This is a genomic window from Brachyspira suanatina, assembly GCF_001049755.1.
In the GTDB taxonomy this organism is placed as follows: Bacteria; Spirochaetota; Brachyspiria; order Brachyspirales; family Brachyspiraceae; genus Brachyspira; species Brachyspira suanatina.
The window spans coordinates 417,408-435,687 of the sequence record NZ_CVLB01000002.1 but is presented as its reverse complement, the minus strand read 5'-3'; the positions used below and the strand labels follow the sequence as shown (position 1 = coordinate 435,687).

Genomic DNA, 18,280 nt, shown 5'->3' with positions numbered 1-18,280 from the left:
CAAAAGTTATCTTATATAATTAATTTCTACTATATCCAAAGGTAATTCTTTTACACTTCTTGCATCCATATCTTTTAATATATTAATATTATCATTTGAAATCTGCTGATATATTGCATTATAATCATTTTCTGTGAAATTTTTAAACTGAGAAGTTTTTATAGGAAGCCCTATACCATTAACTTTGGCATCTAATACAACAGTTTGTCCTCCTTTAAAAGTGCCATTATAGAATGAATCAACACTATTATAAACAGAATTTCTTATTCTTTTTATGGCAGAAGTAATAATAACAGGAGATTCAAAACTTTGATCAACATCAACTCCTATAACTAATCCATTATTTTCTTCAGCAGCACTTATAACAGATTTTGCAGCACCTCCAGCAGGAGCAAATATTACTTGAACACCGCTTTGATACCAAGAAGATGCAAGTTCTTTATTTTCATCTGTATCATTAAAATTACCAATATATGTATAATTGATTTTTATGTTTCTAATAGGCAGGTTTAATTCTTTGGCGGCATAATTAGCACCTTGAACGAATCCATATCCAAATCTTATAACAGGAGGAACAGGCATACCTCCTATAACTCCCAAATTAGTATATCCTTCTTTTACTATAGCATATCCAGCTAAAAAACCAGCCTCTTCTTCTGCATAAATAACAGAATGAACATTTCTTTCTATTCTGAAATCTGTGTAATTTCCATCCTGAGGTATTCCATCTATAATTATAAAGCTTATATTCGGATGATTATCCTGAGAGATATATACTGCTTTTTCAAATAAATAATTAGGAGTTATTATTAATTTTACACCTTCATTAACTGCTAAATCTATAGCATCAATAAATGATTCTGTAGTATTTTGTGCTGCTTGATAGTATTTGTATTTTTTTCCTGTACTTTCAGCATATCTTATTAATCCTTGCCAAGCTCCTTGATTATATGATTTGTCATCAATTGTTCCCTCTGTGATTAATGCTATATCATATTCACTTTTTTCTATATTATCTTTATTATCTTTTTTGCAGGAAATAATTAGTATAAAAGCTGTAATAATTATTATAAATATACCAATTTTTTTCATACCAGTCTCCTAATTAATTTATATAATTAATTTTTACTAAATTTAAAGGTAATTTGTCAATACTTTCTGCATCAGTATCTTTTAATACCTTAATTTTTTTTTTCACAAGAGAGTCATATATTATATTATAGTCATCTTCTGTAAAAACTTTAAATTTAGAAGTAGCCATAGGTAGTCCTATACCTTTAACCTGAGCACCTAATACTGTAATTTTTCCTCCGTTGAAATTACCATTATAATAAGAGGCAATAGCATTATAAACAGATTCTCTTATCAATTTCATAGAAGAAGTAATAACAGTAGGAGATTCAAAACTTTGATCAACATCAATGCCTACAACTAAACCTCCATTATCTTCAGCAGCATTTATAACAGATTTTACAGCACCTCCTGCCGGAGCAAATATTACCTGTGTTCCGCTTTGATACCAAGATTCAGCTAAAGTTTGATTTTCAATAGAATTATTATAATTTCCAACATATGTGTATTTTATACTTATATTACCTTTAGGTATCTTTAATTCATTGGCAGCAAATTCAGCGCCTTGTACAAAACCATATCCAAATCTTATGACAGGAGGAAGAGCCATACCTCCTATAACTCCTAAATTAGTATATCCTTCTTTTACTATAGAGTATCCTGCTAAGAATCCTGCTTCTTCTTCAGCATAAAGAATAGAAACTGTATTTTTTGCTATTTTATAATCTGTATAAGTTCCATCCTGAGGTTTTCCATCTATCAATATAAAATGTACATTAGTATACATATACTGTGCTTTATAAATAGCTGTTTCAAATATATGTCCTGGTGTTACTATCAATTTAGCTCCCATACGAACAGCAATATCTATTGCATTTAACGTTAATTCTACATTTTTATCAGGAACTCTATAATATTTATAGCTTATGCCATAATTTTCAGCATAATCCTTTACTCCATTCCAAGTACTTTGATTAAATGATTTATCGTCTATATTTCTTACAATGACAGCTATTTCATAACCAGATGATTCCTCACCATCTATATCACTACAAGAAGCAGCATACAAAAAAACAATCATAATAAGAAAAGTAAGAAATTTGTTCATATTTCTAATTCACCTGTTACTGATAAATCTTTTTATATAGAGAATATAATCATTTTATATAATCCAATTTTATTGTATTTATTGGTAATTCTTTAGGAGTTTCTGCATGAGTATCTTTTAAAACTGTTATATTTTTATTCATCAGCATTTTATAAATAAAATCATAATCATTTTTATTAAAAATTTTAAACCTAGAATTATCCATTGGAAGACCAACACCATTAACACTAGTACCTAATATGGTTGTTTTTCCTCCGCCAAAATTGCCATTATAATAAGAGGCAACAGCATTATAAACAGATTCTCTTATTAATTTTATAGCAGAAGTAATAACCGTAGGAGATTCAAAACTTTGATCAACATCAACACCTATAACTAATCCATTATTATTTTCAGCAGCACTCATAACAGAATTGCCGGCAGCACCAGCAGCAGCAAATATTACCTGTACTCCGCTTCTATACCAAGAAGTGGCTAGAGTTTGATTTTCTGGAGTAGGGTCATAATTGCCTACATAAGTGTATTTTATATTAACTGAATCTTTAGGTAATTTTGATTCAACAGCAGCATAATCAGCACCTTGTACAAATCCATATCCAAATCTTACGACTGCAGGGTGAGCAACTCCTCCAATAAATCCTAAATTAGTATATCCTTCTTTTACTATAGAATAACCTGCTAAAAATCCTGCTTCTTCCTCTGAATAAAGAATGGCAACTGTATTAGATGATGTTTTATAATCTGTATAAGTTCCATCTTGAGGTTCTCCGTCTATTAATATGAAATGTATATTTGTGTAAATATCCTGAGCTTTATAAATTGCAGGTTCAAACATATATCCTGGAGTTACTATAAGTTTAGCTCCGCATCTAGCTGCAAGATCTATAGTATTCATATAAGAATCTATATCCTTATCAGGAACCCTATAATATTTGTAGCTTATACCATAGTTTTCGGCATAATCCTTTACACCTTCCCAAGATCCCTGGTTAAAAGATTTATCATCAATAGGACCTAAATCTATAAGTACAGCTATTTCAAAAGTACCTGTATCGGTATTTGTTTTTTTACCGCATGACAATACAAATAAAGATGTGATGAATAACACACATAACACTATTTTTTTAATCATAATTACATCCTAAAATTATTTTTTTATTATTGTTTTTATATTGTTATTATTTTTTATCTTTTTCTATCAAAATTTTAATTGATTCTATTATCAAATCTATTGCTTCTTCTCCAGTATAATCTTTTGGGTCATTAATATTATTTTTCACTCTCTCTTGATTATGTAAAACTAGCATAGCCGCTCCGGTTCTTACATTCTTAGCAGCACCTACTGCAAATAATGTAGCAGATTCCATTTCAGAAGCCAAACAGCCAGCTTTGATATAACTATCCCATTTATATAATAATTCTTTGTCTACTGCCATACTTTCAGGTGCATGCTGAGCATAAAAAGCATCTTTGCATTGTACCACACCAACATGAGTTCTTGTTTTTATTTTATCAGCTCCTTCAATCATAGCTTCAAGCACATCTATATTAGGCACGCATGGAAACTCTTTAGGTATATAATTGTCCATTGTACCACCGCCTTTTATAGCACCATTAACTATAACAACATCGCCAGGCAATACATCAATATTCATACCTCCGCAAGTACCAACTCTTATAAATGTATCAGCTCCAACTTTGATAAGTTCTTCCAAAGCTATAGCAGTTGAAGGGCCTCCTATACCATGAGAAGTAGCTGAAACTTTAACTCCGTTTATATATCCTGTATAAGTGGCATATTCTCTATAATCAGCTATTAATTTGGCGTCATCAAATCTTTTAGCTATTTTCACGCATCTTTTAGGATCCCCCGGCATAATAACATATCTTCCGACATCACCTTTCTTTAATTTCAAATGATGAACTAGATTTTCATTTTCTTGATAATAGGCTTTTGGAAACATATTTGATTACCTCTTTAATTACTTCTTTTCAGCTTTTTTGTCTTTTTCATTTAATAAAATAATAGCTTCTAACGCTGTTAATATCATATTTTCTATATTATCGCTGTATTCTAAATGAGTACCCATTCTTTCAACCATAGTATTTTCCACTATATGCATTATTCCACCGGCTCTTACCTTTCTTAAAGAGGCACATGCAAAAAGAGCGGCACATTCCATCTCTGAAGCTATAGCACCGCATAATGTATAATATTTAAGATTATTTTCAAATTTTTCTCTGAAAAAAGAATTCTGAGGTTCTAATTCTCCATAGAAACAATCTTTACTATGAACCACACCTATATGATAGTTAGCATTTATTTTTTTAGCAGCATCTCTCAATGCGAGCATAACATCAGTATTTGCAATAGCAGGATATTCAAGAGGTATGTATTCTTTTGTAGTGCCTTCATCTTTTATTGCAGCCTGGGCTATTGCTAAATCATTAGGCCTTACTTTAAGGCTAAGTCCGCCTGCAGTTCCAACTCTTATAAATGTATTAGCACCAACTTTAATAAGTTCTTCCATAGCTATTGAAGCTGAAGGGCCTCCTATACCTGTAGAAGTTACAGAAACATCTACTCCTTTATATTTACCTGTTACAGTAACATATTCTCTGTAATCAGCTTTTAATTCAGGATTATCCAAAAATTTTGCAATATATCCCACTCTTTTAGGATCTCCAGGAAGAAGTACATATCTCGCAACATCGCCTTTTTTTAATTTTATATGGTATTGAAGAAGATTATTTTTAAATGCATCTTCATCATAGAATGCTTTAGGTTCATTATATTCCATAGATGATTATCTCCTATTTTGATGCTGATTTTACTATTGCTATACTGCTGCTTGTTCCTAATCTATTTGCACCTGCTTCTATCATTTTTAAAGCATCTTCATAAGTTTTTATGCCTCCTGAAGCTTTAACTCCCATTTCTTTTCCTACAGCTTCACGCATAAGTTTTACATCATGTTCTGTTGCTCCGCCTGTAGAAAATCCTGTAGAAGTTTTCACAAAATCGGCACCGCATTCTTTTGCTATTTTACATGCCAATACTTTTTCTTTATCTGTTAGAAGACAAGTTTCTATAATTACTTTTAATATGCTGGCATGGCATGCATCTCTTACTTTTTTTATATCTCTTTCAAAAAGATCTATTTTTTTACTTTTTAAGAAACCAACATTTACTACCATATCTATTTCATCAGCTCCGCTATCAACTGCAACTTTTGTTTCATAAGCTTTTGCCTCTTTCATCATAGCACCCAAAGGAAAGCCTACCACCGAACATACTTTTACATCTGAATGCAATAAAAAATTATAAGCTACATTTACATAAGCTGAATTTACGCATACAGAATAGAATCCATATTCTTTAGCTTCTATACACAGCTTTCTTATTTCATCTATCGTTGCATCAGCTCTTAAAATAGTATGGTCTATTAATTTATTAAGATTATCCATATTTACTCCTCATATTAAATATGATATAAAACATTGTTCTATTTGTCAAATTTTTATGTTATATATTATTAGTATATAAATTAATTTATTAAAATCATGGTATTGTAAAAATTAAAAGAGAATTTTCTTATTTATTTAAATTTAAAATAAAAAAGCAAGTGCCTAAACACCTGCTTTTATCATAATTCTAAATTAATTATTTATTAACTACCTTTTTGACAGCCTCTATAACAATATCCTGTTCTTCTTTAAGAATATCATTATCTATAGGCAAAGCCAAATTATGTTTTGAAGCATATTCTGATACAGGCATATCTCCTTCTTTATATCCCAATTTTTTTACAAGTATAGGAGCCAAATGTATAGGGTGTGGATAATAAAGTGCTGTAGGTATTCCTAATTCATTTAATTTAGTTCTTACTTCATCTCTGTTATTTTCTACCTGTATAACATACTGAGCATGTACGCTTTGAGTATACTCAGCAACTTGAGGTACTTTTACTACATCTTTTAATTTTTCATTATAGTATTCTGCAGCACTTCTTCTATGATCCATATCAGCATCAAAGCCTTTGAATTTCTCAAGCAAAATACCAGCTTGTAAATTATCAAGTCTTCCTGTAGTTCCTAATTTAACATGAATCATTCCGCCTTCATCACCATGATGACGAAGCTGTTTAAGGTTTTTATATAATTCTTCATTATTAGTGAATACCATTCCGCCATCACCAAAACAGCCTAAAGGTTTAGCTGGGAAAAATGATGTTACAGCGATATCTCCTAATTTTCCGGAACATGATTTTATATTTTTATAGCTGGCTCCAAATGACTGACAAGCATCTTCTATAACAAATATATTATTCTTTTTAGCGATATCTAGTATAACATCAAAATTAGCACATTGACCAAATAAATTAACTGGTATAATAGCAGCAGTATTTTTATTTATTAAGCTTTCAAGTTTTTTTACATCCATATTAAAATATTCATCAATGTCGCAAACTCTTACCTTCATGCCTAAAAAAGCAGGAGCCTCAGCAGTTGAGAAAAATGTCATAGCTGGTACTATTACTTCTTTTTGAGAATGATCTTCTCCAGCATTGAATCCTAATGCTAAGAGGGAAAGTACTAAACCAACATGTCCTGATGAAACTCCAACAGCATATTTAGCACCTGTATAGTTTGATAATTCTTTTTCTAATGTTTCTAACTCTTCGCCGAATATAAATTGGCTTCTTTCTATAATAGAAGATATTTTTTTATCAATGGCTTCTTTTCGCTTTTCATATCCTCTGTAAAGGTTCATATATTTCATAAAAAATCCTTTATAAAAAAATAAAATAACAGTTAAATTGTATTCAAAATAGAATTAATGTCAATATTTTTATATTTTAAAAAACTTGACAATGGGTCTTATTTTTCTATACTTTATAGTTATATAATGTAATTAGTTATAGTATTATAGAGTTGAACTATGAGTATAGAATATTGCGGAAATAAAGTAGAAAAAAGATTATCGGTAAAAATTCCTAGTAATAAGTTATTGGTACCTAAAGTTTCCAATGATTTTTTATCCTTTTTACATTCTAATGGAGTAAAAGAATGTGATGCATTTCAAATAGCTTTTGAGGAAGCTTTGACTAATGCTATAATTCATGGAAATAAAAATGATTGTGATAAAAATGTAAATGTATGCTTCCATATTGATGATGAAATGGTTAAAGTAATTATAGAAGATGAGGGAGATGGATTTGATTATTTTTCTGCTATGATATGTTTAACAGAATCACAGGATAATATTTATAAAGACAGCGGAAGAGGAATATTTCTTATTTCTTTATATACAGATGATTTTTATTTTGAAGATAATGGAAGAAGGATAATAATAATAAAAAATAGAGATTAATCTTTTATTGTTTTTAATAAATCTGTACGATCATAATTTTATATTTGTTTTTCCAGTTATATTACTTAATTTTAATTCCAATCCCTTTTGTTTTTTGTTTTTGTTTATTATCATCTAACTATATTTAGTGTTTTTAGAAAAAAGCATGTCCGCCATAGTAATAATTATATTTAAAGATTTAATTAACGCACGGTGAACGGCATTTTTTAATATAATTAAGTTTGAATTCAAATATTATTAATATTTATAATTTAGCTTAGCGTGAGTTGAGTTATATGCTTTTTTAAAAAAGCTTGGGTGGGTGTTATAATTTCTTAGTAGATAATAATGAAATATAAAATTGTATATTTCTAAATTGATTGAAAAATAAATTGGGCGGGGAGTGAAAATAAGTTTTAAAACTTAAATTTCACAGCTTACCTAATATTTGTTTAAATTATTGCATAGTAATATTAATAATATGAATTAGTTTTGAATTATTAGTCTAATTTAATAATACTATTAATTCTTGCTTGGAATACCAAAAGGCATTCTTAATTTTACTATAGTTCCGGCTCCCTCTGAACTGTCTATATTTATTGTGCCTTGCATAGTATCAAGCAAATCTTTTACAACAGATAAACCAATACCCATTCCGCCGTACTCTCTTTCAAATCTTGAATCGGCTTGATAAAAAGGTATGAATACTTTTTTTAATTTGCTAGGCTTTATTCCCTTTCCAGTGTCTTTTACTATTATCTCAATTTCATTAGGTATAATATTTTTCATAGTATGATAATTAAATAAGTCTGGAGAGAAATCAAGTTCTTTTTTTTCTATAGTATCTAAAGTTCTTACATTTATTGATATAGTTCCGGATTTTGTGAATTTGAAAGCATTGGATATTATGCCTTCCATTATAAGCCGGAATCTTTCATGATATCCTATCAATGTGGTGCAGTTTTTTTCTATATTCATTTCTATATTTATATTTTTAGGGTAAATGAATTTATAACCTTCTATAATAATATCAAGCTCTTCTTTAATATTGAATTCTGATACATATTTATAACTTTCATCATCTTTTAAAGCTATCTGTATAAGATTGTTATTAGTATCATAAAGTTTTTTAATACTTCTTGAGACAATATTAAAGAATTCCTCTCTTTTTTCTTCAGGCATATTATTCTTTTTAAGAAGATTAATGTATCCCATAATTTCTGTAAACGGATGTCTTAATTCATGAGAAACGGTTGCTTTGAATTCTCTTATTAATTTATTATAATGTTCAGCACTTTTTTTGAGAGAATTTATTTCATTCAAAAGAGCATGAAGCCTTTTTTGAAGTATTAAATTATGATTCTTTTGATGTTCATATAGTATAGAGAAATAAAGTCTATAAAGTCCTATTTCAGTACCGGCATTTTTTATAACACCTTCTTTACACCATCTCATAGCCTTATCAAAAGGTACAAAAAAAGATTCTATATTTTCTTCCATTACAGAGCCGTCGGTTTGTATTTCCTTTTTCGGAGTTAATCCTGTTATGTCGCATGTGGCAATGTTGATTCTTTCTGTTATAATGCCTGAAGAACTATAATATCTATGACCTAATACGTTTATTTTTTTTAAATCTACATTATATCCTGTTTCTTCTTCAAGTTCTCTTTTAGCACATTTTTTTATTCCCTGATTAGGATTCTTTTCATTAATTTCATCTTCTTCAAGCATTCCAGCAGGGAACTCTAAGAAATTCATAATATGTTCATCTATCTCTTCTATTTTTTTTCCTGTCATTACTTTTTCTCTGTAATAAACAACAGGTCTGAAAGTACTTATCATAAGAACATGTATTTGATTGTCTATATAAGTATATGGTACTATAATAACAGCATCTCTTCCTTTTCTATTTATTATATCGCAGTTATATTCTCTGGAAAAAGAACCGTCATCATACTCATTTATAGCCATAAATCTTTCTAAGCTTACAAATCCTGTATCTAATTGTATAGGCGGAGATTTACGGAAATATTTAGTATTTTTTACTTTTTTTATTTTCTTATCATTGGACATAAATTGAATCTCTTTAAAATTATTTTTATTGTTAAAATTAACCGACAGATAATAATGTCTTTATCGCTTTATAAATTAAAAAATAATTATTTTTACTACTCTTTTTTTATTAATTTTATTAATGTTATAACATTGCCTTTTTTATTAAATTTTACTTCATCAAAGTATGATTTAATCATCATAATTCCTCTTCCGCTTTCACGTGCAAATCCATCATTATTTATTTTTTTAGCTTCCTGTTTAGGTTTAAATCCAAGTCCCTGATCTTTAACAGCAATAATAATATTATCATCTTCTATCTGCAATGTTATTTCTACATGTGTATTTTTGGCTTTTTCAGTTTTTAGAAGTTCTTTTAATTTTTTATGGTAAATATTTTTCTTGAGCCAATTTTTTTTAGTTTCATATAAGATATTAAGATTTCCATGCTCAATTGCATTCATAATTACTTCATATAAAGCAGCAGAAAATAAATCCATTTCATTATTTGGTATATATTTTTTTACCTCAGCAGATAAATTTTCTATTAATGGAGTAATATCTTCCAATTTATTCTCAAGTAAGTATTTCTTCATTCTAGTATTATATCATTAAATCATATAATATCAAATTTATAAATGAAATATTATAATATATTAATATATAGCTGTTTTTTTGCATTGTTTTTGTGTACTTGACAAGACTAAAATTGTATAGTATAATACTCGAGTATATTTGTATAAATTTTTTTAGTATGAAAATCAATAAAGAAATATAATCTTTAAGGAGACATATATGAAACGAACTTATCAGCCAAGTAAGTTGCGTCGTGCCAGAAAATTCGGATTTTTTAAACGTATGGCAACTAAACATGGACGAGATGTTTTAAAACGCAGAAGAAGAAAAGGTAGATATCGCTTAACTGCAGCAGATGAGTAAAATATTAAGCAATTATTAAGCAGTACTTATGGAAAACTGTTACAGGGAATACTCATTAAAATTGTATAGTAAAGAGCGGTTAAAGCACAGAAGCGATATATCAGCATTCTTTAATAATAGCAGCAGTGTTAAAAGAATTTATAATTCTAAATACACTGTGCTCTTATTAGAAAATAATCGCTCATATTCTAGGTTTGCTGTAACTATAAAAAAAAATAAAACTAATTCTGTGGGTAGAAATAGAGTTAAGAGAATAGTTAGAGAAATATATAGAACTCAAAAAGATAAAATTCCTGTTGGATATGATTATTTTATTATAGTTAATAGGTTTGATAGTTATAAGCTGCCTTCATTTGATGATTATAAAAAAGACTTATTAAAATTATTTCAGAAGGTTTTGCATATATGAAAAATGTTCTTTTGTTTTTGATTTTTTTATATCAGAAAGCTATTTCCCCTTATTTAAGACCTTCCTGCAGATATATACCTTCATGTTCTGAATATGCTAAACAGGCTGTAATTAAATATGGAGCTATAAAGGGTGGTTTTCTTGCAATTGCCAGAGTACTGAGATGTAACCCGCTAGCAAAAAAAATATATGATCCTGTACCATAGTATTTTTATGTGTTAGTCCATCTTCCTTTTTTAATTGCTTAACGAATTCTTGTTTGTATATAATTGATTTAAGGAGCTTAAACATTTTATGAGCAATAATAAAAGAATGGTTATAGCTATTGGACTTTCCGCTATAATAATGTTTCTATACATGTTTTATCAGGCAAAAACAGTGAAGCCTGTTTATAATTCTAATGTAAATACAAATTCAAATGCTGTCAGTAATAATAATACAACTTCTGAAAACACTTTATTAAATACTGCTCAAATGCAAAAAATAGAAAATACAAATGCATCAATTAATAATGAAAAAATACTTGAAAATGAGTATGTTATAGCAATTTTTAAAAATGGTTCTTTGTATTCATATAAATTAAAAAATTATTATCCACAGGATTTAGGTGCGGATGCTACTAATGAAATTATTGATATGGTAGAGCAAGTTTATGAAGGTATTTATCCTTTCACTGTAACTTTTCAAAACCTATCAAATTCTATCGCAATACCTGAAAATTTGGATTACCAATTGATAGAAGAAAGCAGCGATAAAGTTTCATTTTCTGCTAATGCTATTATAGATAATACAGAAGTTAAAATAACTAAAACTTTCACTTTTGGTGAGGATCCTTATCAGTTAAAAAATTCTGTTAATATAGAGAATATCGGTGAAAAAGATCTTTCTCTATTCTACTCATATTTCTTGGCTACAGGTATAGGGCCATATAGAACAGATAAAAATGCTATAAGAGAAGATGCTACTAAGGCGCAATATCTGATAAAAGGAAATGGTAAATCCAAAATATTATTAACAGGAGATATAGTAAAAGATAATATTTTCTCTAGATTATTTGGATTTGGCTCTTCTTCAAGAGGAATTAAAACTAATCAGATGAGATATGCTGTATATGAAGGTGAGGATAAATGGGTAGCTTTGAATAATAGATATTTTGCTATTATTTCTTCTCCTGCTCAATCTAATAATACAGTTTTTGAAACAATGACTTTTTCTAAACCTTCGACTAATGAATATAGAAATGATTTTCATGTAGCAAATTTAATGTCTAAACATACTATTAAAAGCGGTTCTTCTATTACTGATAATTATTCAGTATTTATGGGACCTAAAGTAAGAAGAACTTTTTCTAAATATTATTTGGAAGAATCTTATGAGTCTATATTCCAAGAATCCTTTTTAGGACTTAATTTGAGACCATTAACTTATATATTGGATGTTATTCTTAATGCTTTGTATAATATTACAAAAAATTATGCTTGGGCTATATTACTGTTTACATTCTTGTTTAAGCTTGTAACTTTTCCGCTCAATCATGCTTCTTATAAATCTATGAAAAAGATGCAGTTGGTTAATCCTAAAATAGAACGTATAAGGGAGCAGTATAAAGATAACCCTGATAAATTGAATGCTGAAATAATGGCTATTTATAAAAAAGAGAAGATTAATCCTTTAGGAGGATGTCTTCCTATGCTTCTTCCATTTCCACTTTTGATAGCATTTTTCTATCTTATGCAGTCTATGGTAGAATTAAGGAATACTCCATTCTTATGGATAACAGACCTTTCTTCTCCTGATAAGTTATTTGTATTTCCGGCAGGAATACCTATATTAGGTGGATTTAATTTTAACTTATTCCCTATAGTGATGGCTGTAACAAGTTATTTAAGTATGAAACTTCAGCCTTCATCTTCTGCATCAGGTGGCGGAGCTGCTGCAACGCAAATGAAAATGATGACTACTATTTTCCCGCTTATGATGCTTCTTATGTTCTATAATTTTGCAAGCGGTCTTGCTTTATATTGGACAGCACAGAATATATTTGGGGTTGCTCAGCAGTTCATAACTTCAAAGATAGATAAAGCTAATACAAATGAGATAGTTGAAGAAGAGGAAGTAAAACAATCAAAAAAGAAAAAGAAAAAAAGAAAGTAATAATTAAAGTGGTATTATATATACTTTATCATATGAAAGGAGGATACTATGTTAGTAAAAGAGTTTAGTGGTAAATCAGAAAAGGAAGCCGTTAGTAAGGCACTGGAGGAACTTAATCTTACGGAAGATCAGGTTAGAATTGAGGTAATAGATAAGGGTAAACGAACATTGTTAGGTTTTGGAGAGGAATCTCCTACTATTATAAGAGTTTATTATGAAGAAATTTCTACAAATTTGGGTGAATTTCAATCTATAGTATCTAATATATTAAAATATATGGGGGTTGAGGCTGAAGTTACTGCTAAGGAAGAGAGCGAAAAGAGAATTTATATTAACATTTCTACAGATGATTCTGGTGTATTAATAGGAAAAAAAGGTGCTACATTGGAGGCTTTACAATTTATAATTTCATTAATAGCTTCTAAGAAATTTAATGATGATATTGAAAGACATATTATATTGGATGTTGATGGATACAGAGAAAGACGCGAAGAAACTTTGAAGCATATTGCTCGTCAAGCTGCGCAGCAGGCTAAAAAGACTAGAAGAGTTGTAGCTTTAGATCCTATGTCGCCTTATGAGAGGAGAATCATACACTTAGAACTTCAAAATGATAATGATGTTGAAACTAAGAGTGATGGTGAGCCACCATACAGAAGTGTAAAAGTATATTCAAAAAGAAAAGGCGGTTACAATAATAAAAGATATAATGATAGAGGCGGTTATAATAAATCATATTATAGAAACAGATAATTATTATATGATTTAATTAATAATGGGGGCTTTTAAAGCCTCCTTTTTATTATATTGAAATTTTATTCACATTCCCCCCTATATATTTATTGCCTTTATTTCACATATTTATATTCTTTATTTTTTTTAACTCAATACAAAAAAGCATAACCCACCCAAGCTTTTGATTAGATTTTTTGACTATCTCAACGCACGGGAGAAGATTTTTATTATATAATTTAAATTTGAATGATTAATTAATTTACATATTTAGAATTGCTAAACGTGCGTATTGGAAATCTATATATTTAAAATAAGCTAGGGCGGGCATGTTTTTTTAATTATAGCCGTAAAGGAAATAAAAACAAAAATTTTATAAATTAATTGAAAAGCATAGAGGGCGGGGAATTAGAATAAAGCTATAAAAAAGGGACTTAATTTAAGCCCCTTTTTTTATAAATAACAAAGTAAATAATGTATTTAGTCAGCAGCCCAGCGTGATTCAAAATTATCTTTTTCAAGTTGTAATGAGTTATCTATTGTATCAAAAAAGTCTTTATTACTCAATTCTAAAGTACTATATTGACCTTTTACAGCATTACGTATATCTTTTAATGAAGCTTTTGCTTTACTCCAGTTTTGAGGGCTAAATACTTTGTTATTATTAATAGCTTCTTCTCTCGCTATTTCAAATGCTATATTTAAAGATTGAGCAGTAAATTTTATTACTGTATTAAGTAAATTATTATTTTTTAATTTTTCTAACACTATATAAGGATTTGGTACTAAATCATGCATTTGATTTACTTCACAAAATAATAGAGAAATGGCATATAAATGATGAAATGGTATATATGCTTTCATAGCAAGTAGGGCTTCATTTAGTCTTAATGGATTTTTATTATTCCAATTTTTTAAAATGTTATCATATAACTCATGCAATGCTTGTATATTTTCTGCTTTGTATTCTCTATGAAATAATTGATCAAAATATTTATCGAAAATTTTACTTTCGCTATATGAAATAGTAGGTCTTTGAGAATGCCAAGCTATTAGCTGCTTTCCTAATAATGTTAAATCTACGATATGAGCCGTATTATATTTAAGCGGATCAGCGAATTCTCCGCGTTTAGTAATAAAATATCCATCTGAAAAATACTGTTCATAATCTTTTTTCATCATAAGTACATTTTTATCATTACTTCTAAGATCTCTAGCTTTTACAGTACTTTGAGAATTAGTTGATGTACTAATATTATCAGCATATTGAGCATCATTTATCTCATAAAAACGGAACATTATATACGCATTGTCAGTATTGCGTATTGATTGACTGCAGTTAAATATAGTATTTAATGATTGGCAACCATTTACTACATTAAGTTCTTTTACGCTTATAATACCATTATCAATATTTATTGACGAACAAATAGCAGTTATACCATTATGAAGGAAAAAAAATTTTTCCGGGTCACTCCTTAATGTATGGGCTATGCCTTTATTCACTTTATTATCCATACCCAAAGACTGACGTACATTTTTTCTAAATAAACTACCATCTTTAATACCAGGAATTTTAATACATTCTTTTAAAGGTATTGCTGCTATAACAGCTTTTTTATTACCAATATACATTTCCATATACTTGTTTGATTCAACACTGAAATTATGATTAATATAAGGTCTATTCATATTTAATGCTTCATTGTATCGTGTTTGTAAAGTTTCATTATCTACAACTATGAGATTAGCATTAAATTTATCATTTTCAGAAATAGTTTTTTGAAATATTTCTAAATCATTTTTTGCAGAATCTGTTAATTCAGATGTTGTAATTAATTCAAAACATATACTATAGTCATCATCAAGTGCAGATGCAATTTCAGTAATTTTTACTTTAAGTTTTTCATTAGCATTATGCTGTAATTCTTCTAAATTTTGAATTTGAATCCATGATGATAATACTTCTCTTAAAGGTTTAGAATCTATATTTTCTTTTTCATGAAATTTTCCTTGAATAATATAAATAGTTGAGTTTTGGTTATTTATATAAACTGCATCTATCTGTTTATCACCTGCTCCATCTGTAATACAATCTTTTGTTTCATACTCATCTAAATTAAATATATTTCTAAGATACCATGCTATAAAACGCTGTCCATCATTAGGAAAAGTTTTTGTATAATATTCTTGTGAAATATCTTCTTTAATTTTATTATACATAATATAACTCCATAACTTATTATACAAAAAGAGGCTCTGAAAAATAGAACCTCTTTATTTATTTTACATTTACTATGAATATTATTAAATATTATCTGTCATTATATCCGTTAGGGTGATTCTTATGCCAATTCCAAGCAGTTTGTACTATAGTTTCTAATGAGTCTATAGTAGGAGTCCAGCCTAAAATTTCTTTTGCCCTCTTACTGCTTGCTATAAGCTCTGATGAATCTCCCGCTCTTCTAGGACAAACTTCTGCTGGTATAGGGTGTCCTGTTACCTTTCTAGCTACTTCAATAACCTCTTTTACACTAAATCCATTTCCATTACCTAAATTACATGAAACACTTTTTCCGCCTTTCTTTAAGTAATTCATAGCAGCAATATGAGCCAAAGCTAAATCGCATACATGTATATAATCTCTTAAACAAGTTCCATCAGGAGTAGGGTAGTCATCACCGAATATTTTTATAGACTCTCTTTTTCCAAGCGGTACTTGAAGTATTAATGGTATCAAATGTGATTCAGGTTTATGATCTTCTCCAATATGTCCGTCTGGGTGAGCACCTGAAGCATTAAAATATCTCAAAGCTACATAATTAAAATCATAAGCTTTACTATACCAAGAAAGTATTTTTTCTAATGCTAATTTACTGTCTCCGTAAGGGTTTGTAGGTTCTTTTCTGCAATCTTCTTCCAAAGGAATTTTTTCAGGTTCCCCATAAACAGCAGCAGTAGAAGAAAATATAAAATTCTTTACTTTGGCTTTGAGCATTGCATTAAGAAGATTAATAGAATTGGATACATTATTGTGATAATATTTAGCAGGATTTTGTACACTTTCTCCTACTTCTATATATGCGCATAAATGCATTACAGAATCTATATCATGACTTTTAAAAATTTTATCAAGTAAATCACTATCTCCTATATTTCCATGATAAAAATTCTTACAGTCTTTGATAGCATCTTTATGCCCATATTCTAATGAATCTATTATAACAGTTTCTATATTCTGTTTTAAAAGTTCATTAACTACATGTGAGCCTATATATCCGGCTCCTCCGCATACTAAAACAGCCATATTAACACTCCAAATTAAAAGTTTTATTATTATAAGTAAAGTATAATTAAATTATAAAAAAAGTCAAAGAATTATTTTGATAAAATAAAATGTAAGCTTTTGATTATAATTAATATTTTATTTTTTTCTTTTTTCATATATACTCATTTATATGTATTAATATTATTTACTAAACAATAGAAATCGAGGAGTTTATATGATTTACACTTTAACACTAAATCCTGCAGTAGACTATTATATTGATATGAATAAATTAGAAGAAGGAGAATTAAATAAAGTAAATACTTCATATACTTTGGCAGGCGGAAAAGGAATAAACGTTTCTAAAGTATTAAAAAATTTTGGCATTGAATCTGTTGCCTTGGGATTTTGCGGAGGCTTTACAGGGGAGTATATAAAATCAGATTTAAATAAATACGGAATAAAAGATAATTTTATCTCTCTTTCACAAAATACTAGAATCAATGTAAAAATAAAAACAGAAAAAAAAGAAACTGAAATAATGGGTAAATCTCCTAAAATATTGCAGGAGAATATAGATCAGCTGCTTTCTATTATAGATAATAATATTCAGGATAATGATATATTAGTACTTTCAGGAAGCGTGCCTAGTTCAGTAAAAGAAGATATTTATAAAGATATTATACAAAAAACAAAATTAAAAAATAATGTAAAAATAATACTAGATTCCAGAGAGAATGCTTTTAAAATAGCAGTTAAAGAAAATGTATTTCTTACAAAGCCAAATAGAAAAGAATTATCTGAATATTTTGGAAGAGATATAAAAACTGTTTATGATATCATAACCTATGCTAAACAATTAGTGGAAGATGGAAGTGATAATGTTTTAGTATCATTAGGAAAAGATGGTTCTGCATTGGTTACTAAGGAAGGATCTTATATAGGAAATGCCCCTGAAGGAAAACTTGTAAGTTCTGTAGGTGCAGGGGATGCCATGGTGGCTGGTATTGTATATGGAATAAGCAAAAATTTAAGTATACTAGATTCTTATAAATACGCTATAGCTTCAGGTACTGCTACTGCTTTCAGTGAGGGGCTTACGACATTTGAAGATATGAATAATTTACTTGATAAAGTTGAAGTTAAAAGCATAAATTTAAAATAAAAATTTTATTTGTTATATTCTTTTTTATT

General features: G+C 28.6%; 18 protein-coding genes. 7 read left to right on the top strand and 11 right to left on the bottom strand.

Going from position 1 to position 18,280, the window contains the following annotated elements:
- Positions 1-6: 6 nt before the first annotated feature.
- The 7 genes from BRSU_RS11500 to BRSU_RS11470 all read right to left on the bottom strand — a co-directional run bounded on the left by BRSU_RS11500 (position 7) and on the right by BRSU_RS11470 (position 6,962).
- Positions 7-1,092 carry a BMP family lipoprotein gene (locus BRSU_RS11500; RefSeq protein ID WP_048595554.1) on the bottom strand — a complete coding sequence of 362 codons (1,086 nt, stop codon included), beginning with the start codon at positions 1,090-1,092 and terminating at the stop codon, positions 7-9.
- 13 nt (positions 1,093-1,105) lie between these two features.
- Entirely contained in the window at positions 1,106-2,179 is a 1,074-nt protein-coding gene (locus BRSU_RS11495; protein ID WP_048595552.1) for a BMP family lipoprotein, read from the bottom strand.
- Between the two features lie 49 nt (positions 2,180-2,228).
- Positions 2,229-3,311 (bottom strand): BMP family lipoprotein, encoded by a 1,083-nt coding sequence (locus BRSU_RS11490; protein ID WP_048595550.1) that lies wholly within the window; start codon positions 3,309-3,311, stop codon positions 2,229-2,231.
- Between the two features lie 46 nt (positions 3,312-3,357).
- A complete protein-coding gene (locus BRSU_RS11485; protein ID WP_048595548.1) occupies positions 3,358-4,143 on the bottom strand; it encodes a nucleoside phosphorylase in 786 nt (261 codons plus the stop codon).
- A gap of 18 nt (positions 4,144-4,161) precedes the next feature.
- Positions 4,162-4,980, bottom strand: coding sequence for a nucleoside phosphorylase (locus BRSU_RS11480; protein WP_048595546.1), 819 nt, complete (start codon positions 4,978-4,980; stop codon positions 4,162-4,164).
- Positions 4,981-4,993: 13 nt separating this feature from the next.
- Complete coding sequence (gene deoC / locus BRSU_RS11475) at positions 4,994-5,647, bottom strand: deoxyribose-phosphate aldolase (protein WP_048595544.1); 654 nt, start codon at positions 5,645-5,647, stop codon at positions 4,994-4,996.
- A 196-nt stretch (positions 5,648-5,843) separates the two neighbouring features.
- Entirely contained in the window at positions 5,844-6,962 is a 1,119-nt protein-coding gene (locus tag BRSU_RS11470; protein WP_048595542.1) for a DegT/DnrJ/EryC1/StrS family aminotransferase, read from the bottom strand.
- 159 nt (positions 6,963-7,121) lie between these two features.
- Between BRSU_RS11470 and BRSU_RS11465 the strand changes: the two genes are divergently transcribed.
- A complete protein-coding gene (locus BRSU_RS11465) occupies positions 7,122-7,553 on the top strand; it encodes an ATP-binding protein (RefSeq protein ID WP_048595540.1) in 432 nt (143 codons plus the stop codon).
- Between the two features lie 501 nt (positions 7,554-8,054).
- Here BRSU_RS11465 and BRSU_RS11460 read toward each other — a convergent pair.
- Together BRSU_RS11460 and BRSU_RS11455 are read right to left on the bottom strand one after the other, a co-directional pair.
- On the bottom strand, positions 8,055-9,605 hold the full coding sequence (locus BRSU_RS11460; protein ID WP_048595538.1) for an ATP-binding protein: 1,551 nt from the start codon (positions 9,603-9,605) through the stop codon (positions 8,055-8,057).
- Between the two features lie 95 nt (positions 9,606-9,700).
- On the bottom strand, positions 9,701-10,180 hold the full coding sequence (locus tag BRSU_RS11455) for an ATP-binding protein (protein ID WP_048595537.1): 480 nt from the start codon (positions 10,178-10,180) through the stop codon (positions 9,701-9,703).
- A 199-nt stretch (positions 10,181-10,379) separates the two neighbouring features.
- On the opposite strand from BRSU_RS11455, the gene rpmH reads away from it, so the two are divergent.
- From rpmH to jag, 5 genes are all read left to right on the top strand, one after another.
- Positions 10,380-10,523, top strand: a complete 144-nt coding sequence (gene rpmH, locus BRSU_RS11450; protein ID WP_008723263.1) for a 50S ribosomal protein L34 — start codon at positions 10,380-10,382, stop codon at positions 10,521-10,523.
- Between the two features lie 28 nt (positions 10,524-10,551).
- Positions 10,552-10,932 (top strand): ribonuclease P protein component, encoded by a 381-nt coding sequence (rnpA, locus tag BRSU_RS14375; protein WP_048595535.1) that lies wholly within the window; start codon positions 10,552-10,554, stop codon positions 10,930-10,932.
- The gene (gene yidD, locus BRSU_RS11440) at positions 10,929-11,138 is read left to right on the top strand and encodes a membrane protein insertion efficiency factor YidD (protein WP_048595533.1); all 210 of its coding nucleotides are present in this window, start codon (positions 10,929-10,931) and stop codon (positions 11,136-11,138) included. The genes rnpA and yidD overlap by 4 nt, the downstream gene beginning before the upstream one ends.
- A gap of 88 nt (positions 11,139-11,226) precedes the next feature.
- The gene (yidC, locus tag BRSU_RS11435) at positions 11,227-13,086 is read left to right on the top strand and encodes a membrane protein insertase YidC (protein WP_048595531.1); all 1,860 of its coding nucleotides are present in this window, start codon (positions 11,227-11,229) and stop codon (positions 13,084-13,086) included.
- A 48-nt stretch (positions 13,087-13,134) separates the two neighbouring features.
- Positions 13,135-13,839, top strand: coding sequence for an RNA-binding cell elongation regulator Jag/EloR (gene jag, locus BRSU_RS11430; RefSeq protein WP_048595529.1), 705 nt, complete (start codon positions 13,135-13,137; stop codon positions 13,837-13,839).
- A 459-nt stretch (positions 13,840-14,298) separates the two neighbouring features.
- Here the strand turns inward: jag and BRSU_RS11425 are convergent, their stop codons facing one another.
- Positions 14,299-16,041 (bottom strand): AIPR family protein, encoded by a 1,743-nt coding sequence (locus BRSU_RS11425; protein ID WP_048595527.1) that lies wholly within the window; start codon positions 16,039-16,041, stop codon positions 14,299-14,301.
- A gap of 91 nt (positions 16,042-16,132) precedes the next feature.
- Positions 16,133-17,125: a UDP-glucose 4-epimerase GalE gene (galE, locus tag BRSU_RS11420; protein ID WP_048595525.1), complete on the bottom strand. Its 993-nt coding sequence runs from the start codon at positions 17,123-17,125 to the stop codon at positions 16,133-16,135.
- A 196-nt stretch (positions 17,126-17,321) separates the two neighbouring features.
- Here galE and pfkB point away from each other — a divergent pair, with 196 nt between their 5' ends.
- A complete protein-coding gene (gene pfkB, locus BRSU_RS11415; RefSeq protein ID WP_048595523.1) occupies positions 17,322-18,251 on the top strand; it encodes a 1-phosphofructokinase in 930 nt (309 codons plus the stop codon).
- Positions 18,252-18,280: the final 29 nt, after the last annotated feature.